A 17,576-nucleotide genomic window follows, 5' to 3' on the forward strand; every position below is an offset into this window, starting at 1 on the left:
GAGCGTATGCAGCACAGTTGACGCACGCCGGTCAGGGCGCGCGCCGGGGTGGTTTCAGGTGCGGAAACGCTTGACCAGCGTATCCAGTTCGTTGGAGAACCCCGCCAGGTTCGCCGAATCCTCACGTGCCGAATGGGCCAGTTCCGCGACCCGTTGCGCATCGCCGTGGATCTGCGCGATGTGCCGGTTGATGTCCTCGGCCACCTGGTGCTGCTCTTCGGCGGCGGTGGCGATTTGCGTGTTCATGTCGCGGATCACGTCCACCGATTCGCGGATCTGGCCAAAGCTGTCGCGGGCCATGCCGATGCGCGTCACCGACTGCACCGACACCTCCAGGCTGGCATGCATCTGCCCGGCGACTTGCGCGGTGCGGCTGGCCAGGTTGCCCAGCAGGCCGTCGATCTCGGCGGTGGAGTCGGCGGTGCGCTTGGCCAGGGCGCGCACTTCGTCGGCCACCACCGCAAATCCGCGGCCCTGCTCGCCGGCCCGCGCCGCTTCGATGGCGGCGTTGAGCGCCAGCAGGTTGGTCTGTTCGGCGATCGAGCGGATGGTGCCCAGGATCGACTGGATGGCGTTGCTGTCGCGTTCCAGTTGCTGGATCGACTGCGCCGACTGCTCGATCTCCTGGCTCAAGCGGTCGACGCTCGACACCGCCGCATCGATCTGCGCCTGGCCCTCGCGGGCCTGCTGCTGGCCGCTGTCGGCCGACTGCGCGGCCTGGCTGCACGAGCGCGCCACTTCGTTGGCGGTGGCGACCATTTCGTGGAAGGCGGTGGAGACCATGTCCACCGCTTCGCGCTGGCGCCCGGCGGCGTCGGCCATGTCGTTGGAGACCCGGGTGGCAGTGGCGGAAGCTTCGAGGATCTTGTTCGCCGAGCCGCCGATGTGCTGGATCAGGCTGCGGATCACCCCGAGGAACTGGTTGAACCAACTGGCCAGCCGCGCAGTTTCGTCGCGGCCCTGCACGCTCAGGCTGCGGGTCAGGTCGCCTTCGCCCTGGGCGATGTCTTCCAGGCCGCGGCTCACGCCGTTGATCGGGCGCACGATGACGTTGGCGAAGGCCGTGCCCGCCAGGGCGAAGAGGCCGGCCAGCACTAGGGTGATGATGCCGATCAGCCAGCTCAGACGGGTGCTGCCCTGCATCACTTCGCTTTCCTGGATCAGGCCGATGAAGGTCCAGCCCAGGGTGTCGTCGGTGTAGACGTTGGCCATGTAGCGCTCGCCGTTGAGTTCGACTTCATGCCGGCCCTTGCCGGCCTTGGCCAGGGTCGCGTAGTCGCCGCCCAGACTGTCGAGCTGCTTGAAGTTGTGCGCGGCGTCGTGCGGATCGACCAGCACGTTGCCGTTGCGCTCGACCAGCATCAGGTAGCCGCTTTCGCCGATCTTGATGTTCTTCACCAAGTCCGTCAGGCCATTGAGCGACACGTCGATGTTGACCACGCCGCCGCTACTGCCCAGCGGGTTGGCTACCGTGCGCACGGTGCTGATCAGTACGGCGTCGTCGGCGGCCCAGTAATAGGCGTCGGTGCGCAAGGTCTTGCCGGGGTTGGCCATGGCCAACTGGTACCAGGGCCTTGGACGCGGGTCGTAGTTGCTCAGCTTCTGGCCGGCCGGGTAGCCCACGTAGCCGCCGTCGGACACGGCGTAGGCCATGTAAGCGTATTGCGGGTGGCTGGCGCCCAGTTGCTGGAGCAGCGCCAGCACGCGCTGGTCCTGCTCGCCGAGCACGTTGGAGGCGTCGGCGGTCAGGTATTTGTTGAGGTTGCTGCCCGAGGCCGCCAGCAGCGGCTGCTGGGCCAGGAACTCGACGTTCTGGTCGATGCCCTTGAAGAACAGTTGCATGGCGTTGCTGACCTGACGGATTTCCCGAGTGCTACCGTCGACGAAAGCGTCGCGGGCGTCATCGCGCAGGTTGACGATCACCAAAACGGCGACCAAAACGACGGGTAGGCCTGCGATCACAGCGAAGGCCAAGGTGAGTTTTTGTTTGATATTCATTCACGCTCCAGACATCGAGTACGGAGCGAACGTCGCCCGTGTCAGGGCATCGGCAGGCGACCTTTTTTGTAAAGGCGAATTCGCCCGTTCATTGACTTCGGTCGCTCCTGGAATCGGATGTGTCGTATTCAGAGCAGAGGCGGGCCGGCCTCGGGTTCGAACGCCCGTGCAGCGTCAGTGCCCTTGGGCCAGGTCCTTGAGAATGGGGCAATCCGGCCGATCGTCGCCCTGGCAGCCGGCGACCAGTTCGCCCAGGGTGTCGCGCAGGCTGTGCAGCTCGGCGATGCGCCGGTCCAAGGTCTCGATGTGGCTCTGGGCCAGGGCCTTGACGTCGGCGCTGGCACGTTGGCCGTCCTGCCAGAGGGTCAACAGGCGCGCCACTTCGTCGAGGGAGAAGCCCAGGTCGCGGGAGCGCTTGATGAAGGCCAGGCGGTGCAGGTCTTCGGCCTGGTACAGACGGTAGCCGCTGTCGCTGCGGGCAGCCGGAGCGAGCAGGCCGATGGCTTCGTAATGGCGGATCATTTTGGCGCTGAGCCCGCTGCGGCGGGCGGCTTGACCGATGTTCATAGGTGCTCCGAGGGAAGTTCGGCAGGGTGCCAGGTGTTCAGCCACAGGGCGTTGCCCACCACGCTGACGCTCGACAGCGCCATTGCCGCGCCGGCCAATACGGGGTTGAGGTAGCCGAGGGCCGCCAGTGGAATGCCCACCAGGTTGTAGATGAACGCCCAGAACAGGTTCTGGCGGATCTTGGCGTAGGTCTTGCGGCTGATCTCCAAGGCGGCCGGCACCAGGCGTGGGTCGCCGCGCATCAGGGTGATGCCGGCGGCCTGCATGGCCACGTCGGTGCCGCCGCCCATGGCGATGCCGATGTCGGCTGCGGCCAGGGCCGGGGCATCGTTGATGCCGTCGCCGACCATCGCCACTACACCGTCGGCCTTGAGCCGGGCCACGTGGGCGGCCTTGTCGGCCGGCAGCACCTCGGCGTGCACGTTGTCGATGCCCAGGGCCTGCGCGACAGCCTGGGCACTGCCGCGGTTGTCGCCGGTCAGCAGGTGGCTGCCGATGCTTCGTGCGTGCAGCGCCTGGATGGCCTGGCGTGCGCCGGGCTTGAGGCTGTCGCCGAAGGCGAACAGTGCCAGCAGGCGCGGCGCGGGACCGCGTTCGATCAGCCAGGACAAGGTGCGGCCTTCGGCCTCCCAGGTGTGGGCGTCGCCGGCCAGGGGGTCGGCGCTCAAGCCGGTTTCGTCGAGCAGGCGGTGGTTGCCCAAGGCCAGCTCGCGGCCTTCTACGCGCCCGGCGATACCGCGCCCGGTCAGCGACTGGCTGTCGGCCACGGGCGGTACGTCCAGTCCTTGCTCGCGGCACTGTTCCAGCACGGCCTTGGCCAGCGGGTGCTCGCTGCCGCGTTGCAGGGCACCGGCCAGGCGCAGGGCGTCGTCGAGGTCGCCCTGGGCAGCTCGGCTGTGGACGATGCGCGGGCTGCCGGAGGTGAGGGTGCCGGTCTTGTCGAACACCACCCGGTCGACCGCATGGGCGCGCTCCAGGGCGTCGGCATCCTTGATCAGAATGCCGTGCCGGGCGGCCACGCCGGTGCCGGCCATGATCGCGGCGGGCGTCGCCAGGCCCAAGGCGCAGGGGCAGGCGATCACCAACACGGCCACGGCGTTGATCAGCGCCACGTCCAAGGCTGCGCCGCTCAGCCACCAGCCGAGCAGGGTCAGCAGCGCCAACACCAGCACGGCCGGGACGAACACCTGGCTGACCCGGTCGACCAGCTTCTGGATCGGCGCCTTGGCGGCTTGGGCGTCCTCGACCAGACGGATGATCCGCGCCAGCACGGATTCGGCACCGAGCGCCTGGGTACGCACGATCAGCCGGCCTTCGCCGTTGATGGCGCCGCCCGTCACGCGGTCGCCGGGCTGCTTGGGCACCGGCAGGCTTTCGCCGCTGATCAGCGCTTCGTCGGCGTGGCTGTGGCCTTCGAGCACTTCACCGTCGACCGGGAAACGTTCGCCCGGTTTGACCAGCACCTGGTCGTCCAGGCGCAGTTGGCCGATGGCGACCGTTTCCTCGCGGCCCTCGACCAGGCGCACCGCGCGTTCCGGGCGCAGCGCTTCCAAGGCGCGGATGGCGCTGGCGGTCTGGCGTTTGGCGCGGCTTTCCAGGTATTTGCCGAGCAGCACCAGGGCGATCACCACGGCGCTGGCTTCGAAGTACAGGTGCGGCTGCATGCCGGCATCGGCCGTGGCCCACTGGTGCAGGCTCAGGCCATAGCCGGCGCTGGTGCCCAGGGCGACCAGCAGGTCCATGTTGCCGGCCCCGGCGCGCACGGCTTTCCAGGCCGCCACATAGAAGCATGCGCCCAGTACGAACTGCACGGGCGTGGCCAGCGCGAATTGCGCCCAGGCCGGTAGCATCCAGTGCACGCCGAACGGCTGCAGCAGCATCGGTAACACCAGAGGCAAGGCGAGCAGCACGGCGGTGAGCACCGCGAGACGCTCGTGGCGCAAACGGCGCTGGGCGTGCGCAGCGTCGTCGTTATCGGCATGAGGCAGGCTGGCGCTGTAACCGGCCTTGCTTACCGCATCGACCAGCTGTGCATCGTCCAGACTGGCGATCAGCTCGATGTGCGCACGCGCGTTGGCCAGGTTGACACTCACCTGGCGCACGCCCTGGACCTTGTTCAGTGCGCGCTCCACACGGCCGGCGCACGAGGCGCAGGTCATGCCGCCGATCTGCAATTCCAAGGTGCGGACCGGCACTTGGTAGCCTGCGGTCTGCACGGCATCGATCAGGGCCGGCAGGCTGCCTGCGGGCGCTTGCACGCGGGCCTGCTCGGTGGCGAGGTTGACGCTCACGCCCTCGGCGCCGCCGACCTTGGCCAGGGCGCGCTCGACGCGGCCGGCGCAACTGGCGCAGGTCATGCCGACGATGGGCAGTTGGAAGGTGGTGGATGCAGACATGGCGCTCACTCCCGGTATCAGGCCGTCAGCTTCAACCTTGCCATGCGGGTAAGGTCAATAGCCCAGGCCGGCGCGGGTCAGGTGCAGACCGTCCTGGCTGATGGCGATACGGTACTTGTCGATCTGTCCGGCTTTGAGGTTCAAACGCTGGTTGCGCTGGTTCTCCAGCCCCGCGCTGCACCCCGAGACTTGCCCTGGCAGCAGGCGCAGACGCACGTCCACCGGCCCCGGCGGCAGGTTGAAGGCGGTCGATTGCTCCTGAAACAGACGCCCGGACAACTGGTCGTTCAGGTAGATGCCGATCTCGCAGTTGGTCGCCACTTCCAGGCGACTGCGGGAAATGATCAGCACGCTGTACTGCGCGTTGTCCTCGGCGCTGGCCGGGAGGGCGCTGGCCAGCAGGCCCAGCAGTCCGAAAACACCCAATGCTGCCCTGATCATGAAAGGTCTCCTGCCGATGCGCTCGTCGAGCGCCCAGCTTGGCCGAGCCGCGCGCGGATTGCCAGCCCGGTGAAACGTTGCCCCTTGACCTTGCCGCCGTGGCAAGGTCGAGACTGCCCCTCAACCCATTCCAACAAGGTGACGAGCGATGCAAGTATTCAACGTGCAAGGCATGACCTGCGGCCACTGCGTGAAGGCCGTGACCCAGGCGGTGCAGGCCCAGGATGCGGGAGCCAAGGTCGAGGTAGACCTGGCCGGCAAGCAAGTGCGTGTGGACAGCCAACTGGCGGATGAGCGGATTCTGGAGCTGATCCGGGAAGAAGGGTATGCGGCGGAGCTTGCTTGAGGCTGGATTTCGCGCACGGCCTGAACGATGAGCTGGCCACCCTCCAGGACGGTCTAGCGGAGCGGTTCATGACAGGTGGGCCAGCATGCCCGCCGCTCTAGGGATTCCGAACTCTTTGGGAGATCCTATGGTTGCAGCCAAATCCTCCTGACGATCACGACTGTGCCGGAGCGTCCGATTCTGCGCTCCGATCAGCCGCGATGGCCGCTCCAACCGGCATTCCTGTAGGAGCGGCCGGTTCGGCGCTCCGATTAGCCGCGATGGCCGGCATCGCCGGCCCAACAGCTACAACGCCTCTTTCCCCCCGCTTCCCCCACCCCACCCAGGGATAGGTTTCCCCCCTCGGCCCCGCCAGGAGGAGTAGACTGAGCCGTTTGCTTAGCCTGCTACGGATTCCCGATGAACCTTCGAACAGTACTCATCCTGGGCGCCCTCAGTGCGTTCGGGCCTTTGGCGATCGACTTCTACCTGCCGGCCTTCCCGGCCATGGCCCTGGCTTTCGCCACGGACGCCGAACACATCCAGACCACCCTGGCCGTGTATTTCCTCGGCCTGTCCCTGGGCCAACTGGCCTACGGCCCGGTAGCTGACCGCTATGGCCGGCGCGTGCCGTTGCTGTTCGGCGTCGGCCTGTTCGTGGTGGCCTCGCTGGCGTGCGCCTTCGCCCCCAACCTGGAGACGCTGATCGCCGCGCGTTTCGTCCAGGCTCTGGGCGGTTGCGCCGGCATGGTGCTGTCGCGGGCCATCGTCAGCGACACGTGCGATGCCGTGCAATCGGCCAAGGTCTTTTCGCAACTGATGCTGGTCATGGGCCTGGCGCCGATTCTCGCGCCCATGCTCGGCGGTGTGCTGGTCAACAATGCCGGCTGGCAGGCGATCTTCCTGATCCTGGCGTTGTTCAGCGGCGCCTGCCTGGCAGCGGTGGCGCTGGGCCTGCCGGAAAGCATGCCGGCGCACATCAAGCGCGCACCGCTGTCCGGCGCGGGCAGCGCCTACCTGCGACTGCTGCGCGAGCGTGTCTTCGTCGGCCACGCGCTGACCGGCGGCATCGCCATCGCCGGCATGTTCGCCTACATCGCCGGCTCGCCGTTCGTGTTCATCACCCTGTATGGCGTGCCGGCCGAGCATTACGGCTGGTTGTTCGGCATCAACGCGGCAGGTTTCATCCTCACCGCGCAGGTCAACGCGCGCCTGCTCTCGCGGCTGGGGCCGGCGACGCTGCTGGCGCGTGCGGTGTGGGTCTACCTCGGCAGTGGCCTGGTGCTGCTGGCGATGGCGGTTCTGCACCCGGTGCAGTTGTGGCCGCTGCTGGTACCGCTGTTCGTCTGCATCGCCAGCCTGGGCTGCATCGTGCCCAACGCTTCGGCGTGCGCCATGGTTGGTAAAGGCGCGCGCGCCGGCAGCGCTTCGGCCTTGATGGGCTGCCTGCAGTTCAGCGTGGCCTCGGCCGCCGCCGCATTGGTCGGCGTGCTGGCCGACGGCAGTGCGGTGCCCATGACGCTGGTGATCAGCCTGTGCGGCGCCCTGGTGGTGACCGCGGCGTACCTGACCCGGCGCTGGCAGACCCAGGCCTGAGGATCGGGCGGCTCTGCGTGCGTCGACCCCGGGCGTACGCAGGGCTATCAGTGCAGCTGCGCTGCCAGCTGTAGATGTGTCTGTTTTTCCTGCAATACCTGTGGAAGCGGGCTGTCGGCAATGTCCATTGCCAGGCCGCATGGCCTGCTTGCGAAATGCCGTCTGCCACTTGGGTCTAGGGCTCATCGCCGACTTCTGGCCGTGGAGGCGTTTCCTCTATGGGTGATGTCACCCTCTGCATTTCAGCCGCTGCGCTGTGCTTACCCGGCCGCAGACGCTGCCGGCTGCCGGCTTATACTCGCCTCTGACAGGCTACCCAGGCGGTCGCCCTGGCCCTTCCCAGGTGCCGAAGTGCGGCAGGTGGCCAGGGACGTTCGACAGCCCTCTCAATTCCCCTCAGCCAGCGTGTATCAGGCGTCGTGCAGGCCCTGGTCGGCGAATCACTATCTCGTAAGGGAGCAGCGTAGATATGAAAGCAGTGAGCAGCATCAGCCGTATTGCCAGCCTGATGGCCGATCCCAAGCGCAGCGCCATGCTCTGGGCCTTGATCGACGGCACGCCGCGGCCCACCGCCGAGCTGGCGATGATGACCGGGCTGACCTGCTCGTCGGCCTGCGCGCACCTTTCGCTGTTGTCCACCGCCGGTCTGCTGCGGCCGGAATCGCGCGGGCGCAAACGCTACTTCCGCTTGGCCACGCCCGAGGTCGGTGCCGCGGTCGAAGCATTGGCGAACCTGGTGGTCGACCCCGAGCAGTCGCGCCGCGGCACCTTTCCTTTGCAGATTCCGTTGGCCATGCGCCGGGCGCGGCTGTGCACCGACCACTTGGGCGGTGAAATAGCGGCCGAGCTATACCAGCGCCTGGTGGATGCGGGCTGGCTGGAGCGCCATGGCGAACAGCTGTTGGTGACGCCCTTGGGCAGGGTCGAGCTGGAAAGCATCGGCGTCTTCATCGATGCCCTGGCGCCCCAGCACAGTCGGGGAGGGGTGGTGTGCCATTGCAGCGAATGGAGTGACCAGGGCCCGCACCTGGGCGGTGTGCTGGGGCGGGCCTTGTTCAAGTTGTTCGTGCAGTCGGGGTGGGTGCGCGAACAGGAGGGCGGGCGGGCTTTGCAGACCACGCCCTTGGGCATTCAGCAGATCAGCCGCATCGCCCGGGTCGACAATCTGCAAGTGGGCTGATCCTGGGCTCAGGTCAGGCGCGCGTCCAGGCTGTTCTGTGCCAGGCGCTTGGCCTGGTCTTCGGTCATGCCGAGGTGTTGATGCAAGGCATGGAAGTTTTCCGTCACATAGCCACCGAAGTAGGCCGGGTCGTCGGAGTTGACCGTCACCTTCACGCCGCGCTCGAGCATGTCGAGGATGTTGTGCTGGCTCATGTGGTCGAACACGCACAGCTTGGTGTTGGACAGTGGGCAGACGGTCAGCGGAATCTGCTCGTCGATGATGCGTTGCATCAGGCGTTCGTCTTCGATGGCGCGCACGCCGTGGTCGATGCGCTTGATCTGCAACAGATCGAGGGCTTCCCAGATGTACTCGGGCGGGCCTTCTTCGCCGGCGTGCGCCACCGCCACCAGGCCTTCGCCACGGGCGCGCTCGAATACGCGTTGGAATTTGCTCGGCGGGTGGCCTCGCTCGGAACTGTCCAGACCGACGGCGACGAATGCGTCGCGGAAGGGCAGGGCCTGGTCGAGGGTTTTCTGCGCTTCTTCTTCGCTCAGATGGCGCAGGAAGCTCAGGATCAGGCCGCTGCTCACGCCCAGTTGCTGCTGGCCGTCACGCAGGGCGTGGCGGATGCCGTTGAGCACCACTTCGAACGGGATGCCGCGGTCGGTGTGGGTTTGCGGGTCGAAGAACGGTTCGGTGTGGATCACGTTCTGCGCCTTGCAGCGCAGCAGGTAGGCCCAGGTCAGGTCATAGAAGTCCTGCTCGGTCTGCAAGACCCCAGCGCCTTGGTAATAGAGGTCGAGAAATTCCTGCAGGTTGTTGAAGGCATAAGCGCTGCGCAGCGCTTCGACATCGTTCCAGGGCAGGGCGATCTTGTTGCGTTCCGCCAGGGCGAACAGCAACTCGGGCTCCAGGGAGCCTTCGAGGTGCATGTGCAATTCGGCCTTGGGCAAGGCATTGAGCCAGTCATACATGGGGTGGGTCTCGATCAGGAACGGTTGTGGACATTCTACTGGAATTTTTTCCCATGGCCCGGCCCGCGTCCTTTCGGCGCAGGGCGTCGATCAAGCGCGCGAGCCGGGCGGGGCGATCAACCGACCAGACGCTGCGCCGCCTGGCGGTGGTCGGCGATCAGACCTTGCAGGTCCAGCCCCTGCACCTGGCCGTCGACCACACGCCAGTGGCCACCGACCATGACCCGGTCGGCGCGGTCGGCGCCGCACAGCAGCAGGGCCGACAGCGGATCGTGGCTGCCCGAGAAGCGCAGTTCGTCGAGACGGAACAAGGCCAGGTCGGCCTGCTTGCCCACCGCCAGGCTGCCGATGTCGTCGCGTCCGAGCAGGCTTGCCGAGCCACGGGTCGCCCAGCCCAGCACCCGCTGCGGGGTAATCGCTTCGGCGCCGTAGCGCAGGCGTTGCAGGTACAGGGCCTGACGCGCCTCCAGGATCAGGTTGGAGGCATCGTTGGAGGCCGAACCGTCCACGCCCAGGCCGATGGGGGCGCCGGCCTCTTCCAGCGCCATCGTCGGGCAGATGCCCGAGGCCAGGCGCATGTTCGAGCTTGGACAGTGGCAGATCCCGGTGCCGGCCGCACCCAGGCGGGCAATCTCGTCGGCCTCGAAATGGATGCCGTGGGCAAGCCAGGTACGCGGCCCGAGCCAGCCGACGCTGTCGAGGTAGTCGACGGTGCGCAGGCCGAAGCGTTGCAGGCAGAAGGCTTCTTCGTCGAGGGTTTCGGCCAGGTGCGTGTGCAGGCGCACATCCAGTTCGCCGGCCATCTCAGCGCTGGCGCGCATGATTTCAGGCGTCACCGAAAACGGCGAGCAGGGTGCCAGGGCGATCTGAATCGTCGCGCCGGCGCCTCGCTGGTGGTAGCTGCGGATCAAGCGCCGGCTGTCTTCCAGGATCACCTCGCCCTGCTGCACGGTCTGCTGCGGCGGCAGACCGCCTTCGGCTTCGCCCAGGCTCATCGAGCCGCGGGTGAGCATGGCGCGCATGCCCAGCGTGTGTACGGCTTCGATCTGCACATCGATGGCTTCTTCCAGGCCCTGGGGAAACAGGTAGTGGTGGTCGGCCGCCGTGGTGCAGCCCGACAGCAGCAGTTCGGCCAAAGCCACTTCACTGGCCAGGGCCAGGGATTTCGGGGTCAGGCGTGCCCAGACCGGGTACAGGGTCTTGAGCCAGGGGAACAGCGGCTGGTTGACCACCGGCGCCCAGGCGCGGGTGAGGGTCTGGTAGAAGTGGTGGTGGGTGTTGATCAGGCCGGGCAGGACCACATGCTCGCGGGCATCGAAGACCTGTTCGCAGGGTTGTGCGGGCCGTTGGCCCAAGGGGACGAGTTCGCTGATCCGGCCGCCCTCGATCACCAGGCCGCCACGGGCGTCGTGGTCATTGGCGGTGAAGATGGCAAGCGGGGTTTTCAACCAGGTACGGGTCGCAGGCATGGCGCCGGCTCCTCTGAAAGTGGGTTCAGGTAAGCCAGCTCAGTGTTGCCCTGTCTGCTGATCCAGGTCCGCCGTGGGGCGAGGCACCGACTATAGAGCCTCGCGCCGCAGCGTTCAATTCACCAGGTGAGGGTTTCGCCCTGGAAGTCGATGAAGCGCAGGCCCGGTTGGCCGCGCTGGGCAGTGATCTGTTCGACCAGCCCACGGGTGCTGGTCTGCACGTCGAGCGGCGCGTGGTCGCCGCCCATGGCGGTCTGCACCCAGCCCGGGTGCATGGCCAGCACGGTCAGATCGGGGCGCTGCAGTTGCACCACGAAGCTGTTGATCATCGAATTGAGCGCGGCTTTGCTGGCCTTGTACAAGCAGATTTCGCCGCCGTCCGGGCTGGTGACGCTGCCCAGGCCCGAACTCATGAAGGCCAGTACGCCACGGTCCCGACCGATCTGTTCGACCAGACGGCTGGCTACCCGGATCGGGGCGACGGCATTGGTCATGAACAGTTGGCCGACATCGTCCAAGGTCACGCTCTGCGGCGACTGTGGCTGCGGGCCCATCACGCCGGCATTGACGAACACCAGGTCGAACACCTGGCCTTGCAGGCGCTGCACCAGGGCATTGAGTTGGGCATCGTCGTTCATCTCCAGCGTTTCCACCTGCACGCCAGGCACCGCCTGCAACGCCTCGGCCTTGCTCGGATCGCGCACGGTGGCCGTGACGTTCCAGCCTGCTTCGCGCAGACGCTCGGTCAAGCCGAGCCCCAGGCCGCGGGAGGCACCGATGATCAGAGCGGAGGGTGTAGTGGACATGCGACGTTCCTCGAACAGTTGAAGAATGCCGGAGCATACCGCAACACTTGGCGTTTGAACGTTAACGCGGCCCCATGGGGTGCTGTACAAATTTTGAACAATTTCTTGTAGGCCACGTCTGGCCTGGCTTAGCGCCTGTCGCACACGGGTTGTCCACAAGCTCCTCCACTGCAATTGTGTGCAAGCGTGGAAGCGATTTCGTCATCACGGGATAAGTGTCCCCTGAGTGTACAGCCTGTGCATAACCTGTGCGGAAGCGGTGTGCCAACTGCGCGAACCCCATCCCTGATCAATTATTGATCAATTGGCTGGAGCCCTTGATATGACTGGCGCGTAGCCCTATGCCCCAAGGTTATTCACAGGCAGGCACACAGTAGTTGTGCGCAACTCAATCATATTCGTCGCAAGCGAATTCGCCCGCGGCTCAAATCGGCCAGTTGGGTCTGCAAAGCGTCGAGATGGACCTCGGCAAACGCCAGCTCCAGATCGACGCCCTCGGCGGTGAACTGCTCATCCACCATCAGCCCATCGATGTCAGCCACACGCAGCTTCACCAGCGCCAGCTCACTGAAACTGCAACTGCACGTGAAGTGGCTGCGCTGTACCAGCAAACGCTTGGCCGCCTGTTGCAGGCATTTGTTCGCGCCGCCGCCGTAGGCCCGGGCCAGCCCACCGGTACCCAGCTGAATGCCGCCATACCAGCGGATCACCAGCACCACGACCCGATCGCAATCCTGCGCCTCGATGGCCGCCAGGATCGGCCGGCCCGCCGTGCCGCCCGGCTCGCCGTCGTCGCTGCTGCGGTACTGGCCACCGATCTTCCAGGCCCAGCAATTGTGCGTAGCGGCCAGGTCGCTGTGCTGGGCGATGAACTGCGCGGCTTCGCCAGGTGTGGCGATGGGCGCGGCCAGGGTGATGAAGCGGCTCTTGCGAATTTCTTCACGAAATTCGCAAGGCTCGAGCAGGGTAGAGGGCATAAGTCCGGATCAAACGGGCGATTTCACGCCGCAGCCTTTGAGAATGATGTGGATGAGATTGTTGCTGGCCTCTTCGATGTCTTGCTTGGTCAATCGGCTACGGCCGGTGACCTGGCAGATCTGCGTGGCGAAGTCGGCATAGTGCTGGGTGCTGCCCCAGAGCAGGAAGATCAGGTGCACCGGATCGACCGGGTCCATCTTGCCTGCGGCGATCCACGCCTCGAAGACCGCCGCGCGGCCACGGAACCAGACGCGGTAGTCGGCCGAGAAGTATTCGCTCAGGCACTGCCCGCCGCTGATCACTTCCATGGCGAAGATGCGCGAGGCCTGCGGATTGCGCCGGGAGAACTCCATCTTGGTGCGGATGTAGCGGCTCAACGCTTCGCCCGGATCGTCTTCCACGCTCAGGGCGTTGAAGGTGCTGTCCCATAGTTCGATGATGTTGCTCAACACCGCGATGTACAGACCCAATTTGTTGGTGAAATAGTAGTGCAGGTTGGCCTTGGGCAGGTCGGCCTTCAAGGCGATGGTGTTCATACTGGTGCCCTTGAACCCGTGGCGGGCGAACTCATCCTCGGCAGCCTGGATGATGGCGCGCTCGTTCTTCTGGCGAATGCGGCCGGCGGGCTTGCCCGAGGTGGAGTGGCGGTGCGCGGGGACTTCGAGGGTCATGGACGATTCCGTCAGTTCTGGGTGGTGCGGATTGTCGGACAGATTACCTGCCTGAGCGCATCAGACAAACCTTAGCGTGTCGCCGCCAGGCTATCCAAAAAGCGCTGTAGCACCAGATTCGGGCGCCGGTCCTTGCGCGTCACCCAGCTCAAGCTCAAATCGTGGAAGCGCTGCGTCGGCTTCAGCGCGCGCAAGCGGCCCTGCTGCACCCAGAAACTGGCGTAGTGGTCGGGTAGGTAGCCGATGTAGCGCCCGGTCAGAATCAGGAATGCCATGCCTTCGCGGTCCGACGCGCTGGCCGTGCAGTGCAGCGCCTGGTAACAGGCCTGCACCTGGGCCGGCAGACGGAAGGTGGGCGCGATGGCGTCCTGCATGTTGAGGCGCTCATCGTCGATGTGCGCATCGTCGGCGAAGAACAGCGGATGGCCCACCGCGCAATAGAGCAGCGAGCGCTCGCTGTACAACGGTTGGTACTCGAGCCCCGACAACGGGCTGGTCTGCGGCACCACGCCAACGTGCAAGCTGCCGTCCAGCACGCCTTGCTCGACCTGGCTCGGGGCGATCATGCGGATCTGGATGCGTACTTCCGGCCCCCGATCCTTCAGCTCCGCCAAGGCGTGGGTGATGCGCATGTGCGGCAGGGTCACCAGGTTGTCGGTCAGGCCGATGTTCAACTCACCGCGCAGGTGCTGGTGCAGGCCATTGACCTCGGTGCGGAACGACTCCAGGGCGCCGAGCAACTGCAAGGCCGACTGGTACACCTCGCGGCCTTCCTCGGTCAGCGAGAACCCGGCGCGCCCGCGCTGGCACAGGCGCAGGCCCAGCCGTTGTTCCAGGTCCTTCATCTGCTGGCTGATGGCCGAACGGCCGATCCCCAGGATGGTCTCGGCGGCCGAGAACCCTCCACACTCCACCACGCTGCGGAAAATCTTCAACAGGCGAATATCGAAATCACTGACCTGGGAGAGTGCCTCGGGACGTCGACTCATTAGTTTAGTGCGCCACTGACTGAAGATTAGAAATGTTGAGTTTTCCAGACTTTATCGCCGTGCCAGTTTATCGGCAAACGTAACCATCGTTGTCTGACCGTCTTTCGAGGAACCGCCGATGAACATGCCTGAAAACGCGCCCGTGGGTATCGCCAGCCAACTCAAGCTGGACGCCCACTGGATGCCCTACACGGCCAACCGCAACTTCCACCGCGACCCGCGGTTGATCGTGGCGGCCGACGGCAACCATCTGGTGGACGACAAAGGCCGAAGAATTTTCGACGCTCTGTCCGGGCTCTGGACCTGCGGCGCCGGCCATACCCGCAAGGAAATCGCCGACGCGGTCAGCTGCCAGTTGGCGACTCTCGATTACGCGCCAGCCTTCCAGTTCGGTCATCCATTGGCGTTCCAGTTGGCGGAAAAGATCACCCAGCTCACGCCGGGCGACCTCAACCATGTGTTCTTCACCAACTCCGGCTCCGAGTGCGCCGACACTGCGCTGAAGATGGTCCGTGCCTACTGGCGCCTGAAGGGGCAGGCCAGCAAGACCAAGATCGTTGGTCGCGCGCGTGGCTACCACGGGGTGAACATCGCCGGCACCAGCCTGGGCGGCGTCAACGGTAACCGCAAGATGTTCGGCCAACTGCTCGACGTCGACCACCTGCCGCATACCGTGCTGCCGGGCAACGTGTTCAGCAAGGGCTTGCCTGAGCAGGGTGGCGTTGTGCTGGCCGAGGAAATGCTCAAGCTGATCGAGCTGCACGACGCTTCCAACATCGCCGCCGTGATCGTCGAGCCACTGGCCGGCTCGGCGGGTGTGCTGCCGCCACCGGTGGGCTACCTCAAGCGTCTGCGCGAGATCTGCACCCAGCACAACATCCTGCTGATCTTCGACGAAGTGATCACCGGCTTCGGTCGTATGGGCGCCATGACCGGCGCCGAAGCGTTTGGCGTCACCCCGGATCTGATGTGCATCGCCAAGCAGGTCACCAACGGCGCCATCCCCATGGGTGCGGTAGTGGCCAGTAGCGAGATCTACCAGACCTTCATGAACCAGCCGACGCCCGAGTACGCGGTGGAATTCCCCCACGGCTACACCTATTCGGCGCATCCGGTCGCCTGTGCGGCGGGCATCGCAGCATTGGACCTGTTGCAAAAGGAGAACCTGGTGCAGGCCTCCGCCGAACTGGCGCCACATTTCGAAACCCTGCTGCACGGTTTGAAGGGCGCGAAGAACGTGGTCGACATTCGCAACTACGGTCTGGCCGGCGCCATTCAGATCGCTGCGCGCGACGGCGATGCCATCGTGCGGCCCTATGAAGTGGCCATGAAGCTGTGGCAGGCCGGTTTCTATGTGCGCTTCGGCGGCGACACCCTGCAGTTCGGCCCGACCTTCAATACCCAGCCCCATGAACTGGATCGCCTGTTCGATGCGGTGGGCGAGCACCTGAACCGCATCGACTGATCGCTATCGTTTAGACGACCGGTGCGGCATCCCGCACCGGTCCCTTCCCCATTGTTTACGGAGTTTTGCATGAGCATCGTTCAGCATCTGATCGACGGCCAGTTGGTGTCCAATGGCGGACGCACCGCCGATGTCTTCAATCCAGCCACTGGGCAGGCTACTGGCAAAGTCGAACTGGCCAGCCAAGCCACTGTGCAACAGGCCATCGACTCCGCCGCTGCCGCCTATCCCGCCTGGCGCAATACCCCGCCGGCCAAGCGCGCGCAGGTCATGTTCCGCTTCAAGCAGTTGCTGGAGCAGCACGAGTCGCATATCGCCCAATTGATCAGTCAGGAACACGGCAAGACCCTCGAGGACGCCGCTGGTGAGCTCAAGCGCGGCATCGAGAACGTCGAGTTCGCCTGCGCCGCGCCGGAAATCCTCAAGGGCGAGTACAGCCGCAACGTGGGGCCGAACATCGATGCCTGGTCCGACTTCCAGCCATTGGGCGTGGTCGCCGGCATCACACCGTTCAACTTCCCGGCCATGGTGCCGCTGTGGATGTACCCGCTGGCCATCGTCTGTGGCAATGCCTTCATCCTCAAGCCGTCCGAGCGCGATCCGAGCTCGACGCTGTATATCGCCCAGTTGCTGCTCGAGGCCGGCTTGCCCAAGGGCATCCTCAATGTCGTGCAGGGTGACAAGGAAGCGGTCGATGCGCTGATCGAGGCGCCGCAGGTCAAGGCGTTGAGCTTCGTCGGCTCCACGCCGATCGCCGAATACATCTATGCCGAGGGCACCAAGCGTGGCAAGCGCGTGCAAGCCTTGGGCGGGGCGAAGAACCATGCGGTGCTGATGCCTGACGCCGACCTCGACAACGCAGTCAGTGCCTTGATGGGCGCGGCCTATGGTTCGTGCGGTGAGCGCTGCATGGCGATTTCGGTGGCCGTCTGTGTCGGCGATCAGGTGGCGGATGCCTTGATCGCCAAACTGGAGCCACAGATCAAGGCGTTGAAGATCGGTGCCGGCACTTCCTGTGGGTTGGACATGGGGCCGCTGGTGACCGCCGCCGCACGCGACAAGGTCGTCGGCTATATAGAAGAAGGCGTGAGCGCCGGAGCGCAGCTGGTGGTCGATGGCCGTGGCCTGCGCGTTCCAGGCCATGAGGATGGCTACTTCCTGGGTGGCACCTTGTTCGACAGGGTGACTGCGGACATGCGCATCTATAAAGAAGAGATCTTCGGACCGGTACTGTGCGTGGTGCGTGTGCAGAGCCTGGAGCAGGCCATGCAACTGATCAACGACCACGAATACGGCAATGGCACTTGCATCTTCACCCGTGACGGCGAAGCGGCGCGGCTGTTCTGCGACGAGATCGAAGTAGGCATGGTAGGCGTCAACGTGCCCTTGCCGGTGCCGGTGGCCTACCACAGCTTCGGTGGCTGGAAGCGCTCGCTGTTCGGCGATCTGCATGCCTACGGGCCGGACGGTGTGCGCTTCTATACTCGTCGCAAGGCCATCACCCAGCGTTGGCCACAGCGCAAGAGCCATGAGGCGTCGCAGTTCGCGTTCCCAAGCCTTTGATATGGAAGGGGAGGCCAATTTTGGGCCTCCCTTGTTCTTTTTGAACTATTTCCGAATAAGCCCTTGACGCTTCCTCAGATCTCTTTATACTGCGCACCACTTCCGGGGCAAACGGAACGGAAAACTCCTTGAGATTCAACGAGTTGAACGTTTTACCAAGACTGGAAGCGCTTCGA

The 17,576-nt window shown here is 65.1% G+C and carries 15 protein-coding genes; 5 read left to right on the top strand and 10 right to left on the bottom strand.

Annotated features, from left to right (window positions below):
• Positions 1–54: 54 nt before the first annotated feature.
• From B4M43_RS20945 to B4M43_RS20960, 4 genes are all read right to left on the bottom strand, one after another.
• Positions 55–1,998 (bottom strand): methyl-accepting chemotaxis protein, encoded by a 1,944-nt coding sequence (locus tag B4M43_RS20945; RefSeq protein WP_296269371.1) that lies wholly within the window; start codon positions 1,996–1,998, stop codon positions 55–57.
• 174 nt (positions 1,999–2,172) lie between these two features.
• On the bottom strand, positions 2,173–2,565 hold the full coding sequence (cueR, locus tag B4M43_RS20950; RefSeq protein WP_296269372.1) for a Cu(I)-responsive transcriptional regulator: 393 nt from the start codon (positions 2,563–2,565) through the stop codon (positions 2,173–2,175).
• Positions 2,562–4,961, bottom strand: coding sequence for a heavy metal translocating P-type ATPase (locus B4M43_RS20955; protein WP_296269373.1), 2,400 nt, complete (start codon positions 4,959–4,961; stop codon positions 2,562–2,564). Before B4M43_RS20955 ends, cueR begins: the two co-directional genes overlap by 4 nt.
• Positions 4,962–5,015: 54 nt before the next feature.
• Positions 5,016–5,402 (bottom strand): hypothetical protein, encoded by a 387-nt coding sequence (locus tag B4M43_RS20960; protein WP_296269374.1) that lies wholly within the window; start codon positions 5,400–5,402, stop codon positions 5,016–5,018.
• Positions 5,403–5,550: 148 nt separating this feature from the next.
• On the opposite strand from B4M43_RS20960, the gene B4M43_RS20965 reads away from it, so the two are divergent.
• From B4M43_RS20965 to B4M43_RS20975, 3 genes are all read left to right on the top strand, one after another.
• A complete protein-coding gene (locus tag B4M43_RS20965) occupies positions 5,551–5,748 on the top strand; it encodes a heavy-metal-associated domain-containing protein (RefSeq protein WP_296269375.1) in 198 nt (65 codons plus the stop codon).
• A 399-nt stretch (positions 5,749–6,147) separates the two neighbouring features.
• Complete coding sequence (locus tag B4M43_RS20970) at positions 6,148–7,323, top strand: multidrug effflux MFS transporter (protein WP_296269376.1); 1,176 nt, start codon at positions 6,148–6,150, stop codon at positions 7,321–7,323.
• A gap of 469 nt (positions 7,324–7,792) precedes the next feature.
• Positions 7,793–8,503: an ArsR/SmtB family transcription factor gene (locus B4M43_RS20975; protein WP_296269377.1), complete on the top strand. Its 711-nt coding sequence runs from the start codon at positions 7,793–7,795 to the stop codon at positions 8,501–8,503.
• 8 nt (positions 8,504–8,511) lie between these two features.
• Here the strand turns inward: B4M43_RS20975 and B4M43_RS20980 are convergent, their stop codons facing one another.
• From B4M43_RS20980 to B4M43_RS21005, 6 genes are all read right to left on the bottom strand, one after another.
• Complete coding sequence (locus B4M43_RS20980) at positions 8,512–9,459, bottom strand: adenosine deaminase (protein ID WP_296269378.1); 948 nt, start codon at positions 9,457–9,459, stop codon at positions 8,512–8,514.
• Between the two features lie 116 nt (positions 9,460–9,575).
• Positions 9,576–10,928 (bottom strand): 8-oxoguanine deaminase, encoded by a 1,353-nt coding sequence (locus B4M43_RS20985; protein WP_296269379.1) that lies wholly within the window; start codon positions 10,926–10,928, stop codon positions 9,576–9,578.
• A gap of 119 nt (positions 10,929–11,047) precedes the next feature.
• Positions 11,048–11,734, bottom strand: coding sequence for an SDR family oxidoreductase (locus tag B4M43_RS20990; RefSeq protein ID WP_296269380.1), 687 nt, complete (start codon positions 11,732–11,734; stop codon positions 11,048–11,050).
• A gap of 392 nt (positions 11,735–12,126) precedes the next feature.
• Entirely contained in the window at positions 12,127–12,711 is a 585-nt protein-coding gene (locus B4M43_RS20995; RefSeq protein ID WP_296269381.1) for an IMPACT family protein, read from the bottom strand.
• A gap of 9 nt (positions 12,712–12,720) precedes the next feature.
• Complete coding sequence (locus B4M43_RS21000; RefSeq protein WP_296269382.1) at positions 12,721–13,383, bottom strand: TetR/AcrR family transcriptional regulator; 663 nt, start codon at positions 13,381–13,383, stop codon at positions 12,721–12,723.
• Positions 13,384–13,454: 71 nt separating this feature from the next.
• On the bottom strand, positions 13,455–14,372 hold the full coding sequence (locus B4M43_RS21005; protein ID WP_296269383.1) for a LysR family transcriptional regulator: 918 nt from the start codon (positions 14,370–14,372) through the stop codon (positions 13,455–13,457).
• Between the two features lie 118 nt (positions 14,373–14,490).
• Here B4M43_RS21005 and B4M43_RS21010 point away from each other — a divergent pair, with 118 nt between their 5' ends.
• Positions 14,491–15,837, top strand: coding sequence for an aspartate aminotransferase family protein (locus B4M43_RS21010; RefSeq protein WP_296269384.1), 1,347 nt, complete (start codon positions 14,491–14,493; stop codon positions 15,835–15,837).
• A gap of 69 nt (positions 15,838–15,906) precedes the next feature.
• The gene (locus B4M43_RS21015) at positions 15,907–17,400 is read left to right on the top strand and encodes a CoA-acylating methylmalonate-semialdehyde dehydrogenase (protein ID WP_296269385.1); all 1,494 of its coding nucleotides are present in this window, start codon (positions 15,907–15,909) and stop codon (positions 17,398–17,400) included.
• The last annotated feature ends 176 nt before the right edge of the window (positions 17,401–17,576 follow it).

The organism is Pseudomonas sp. UBA6562 (assembly GCF_002434265.1).
In the GTDB taxonomy this organism is placed as follows: domain Bacteria; phylum Pseudomonadota; class Gammaproteobacteria; order Pseudomonadales; family Pseudomonadaceae; genus Aquipseudomonas.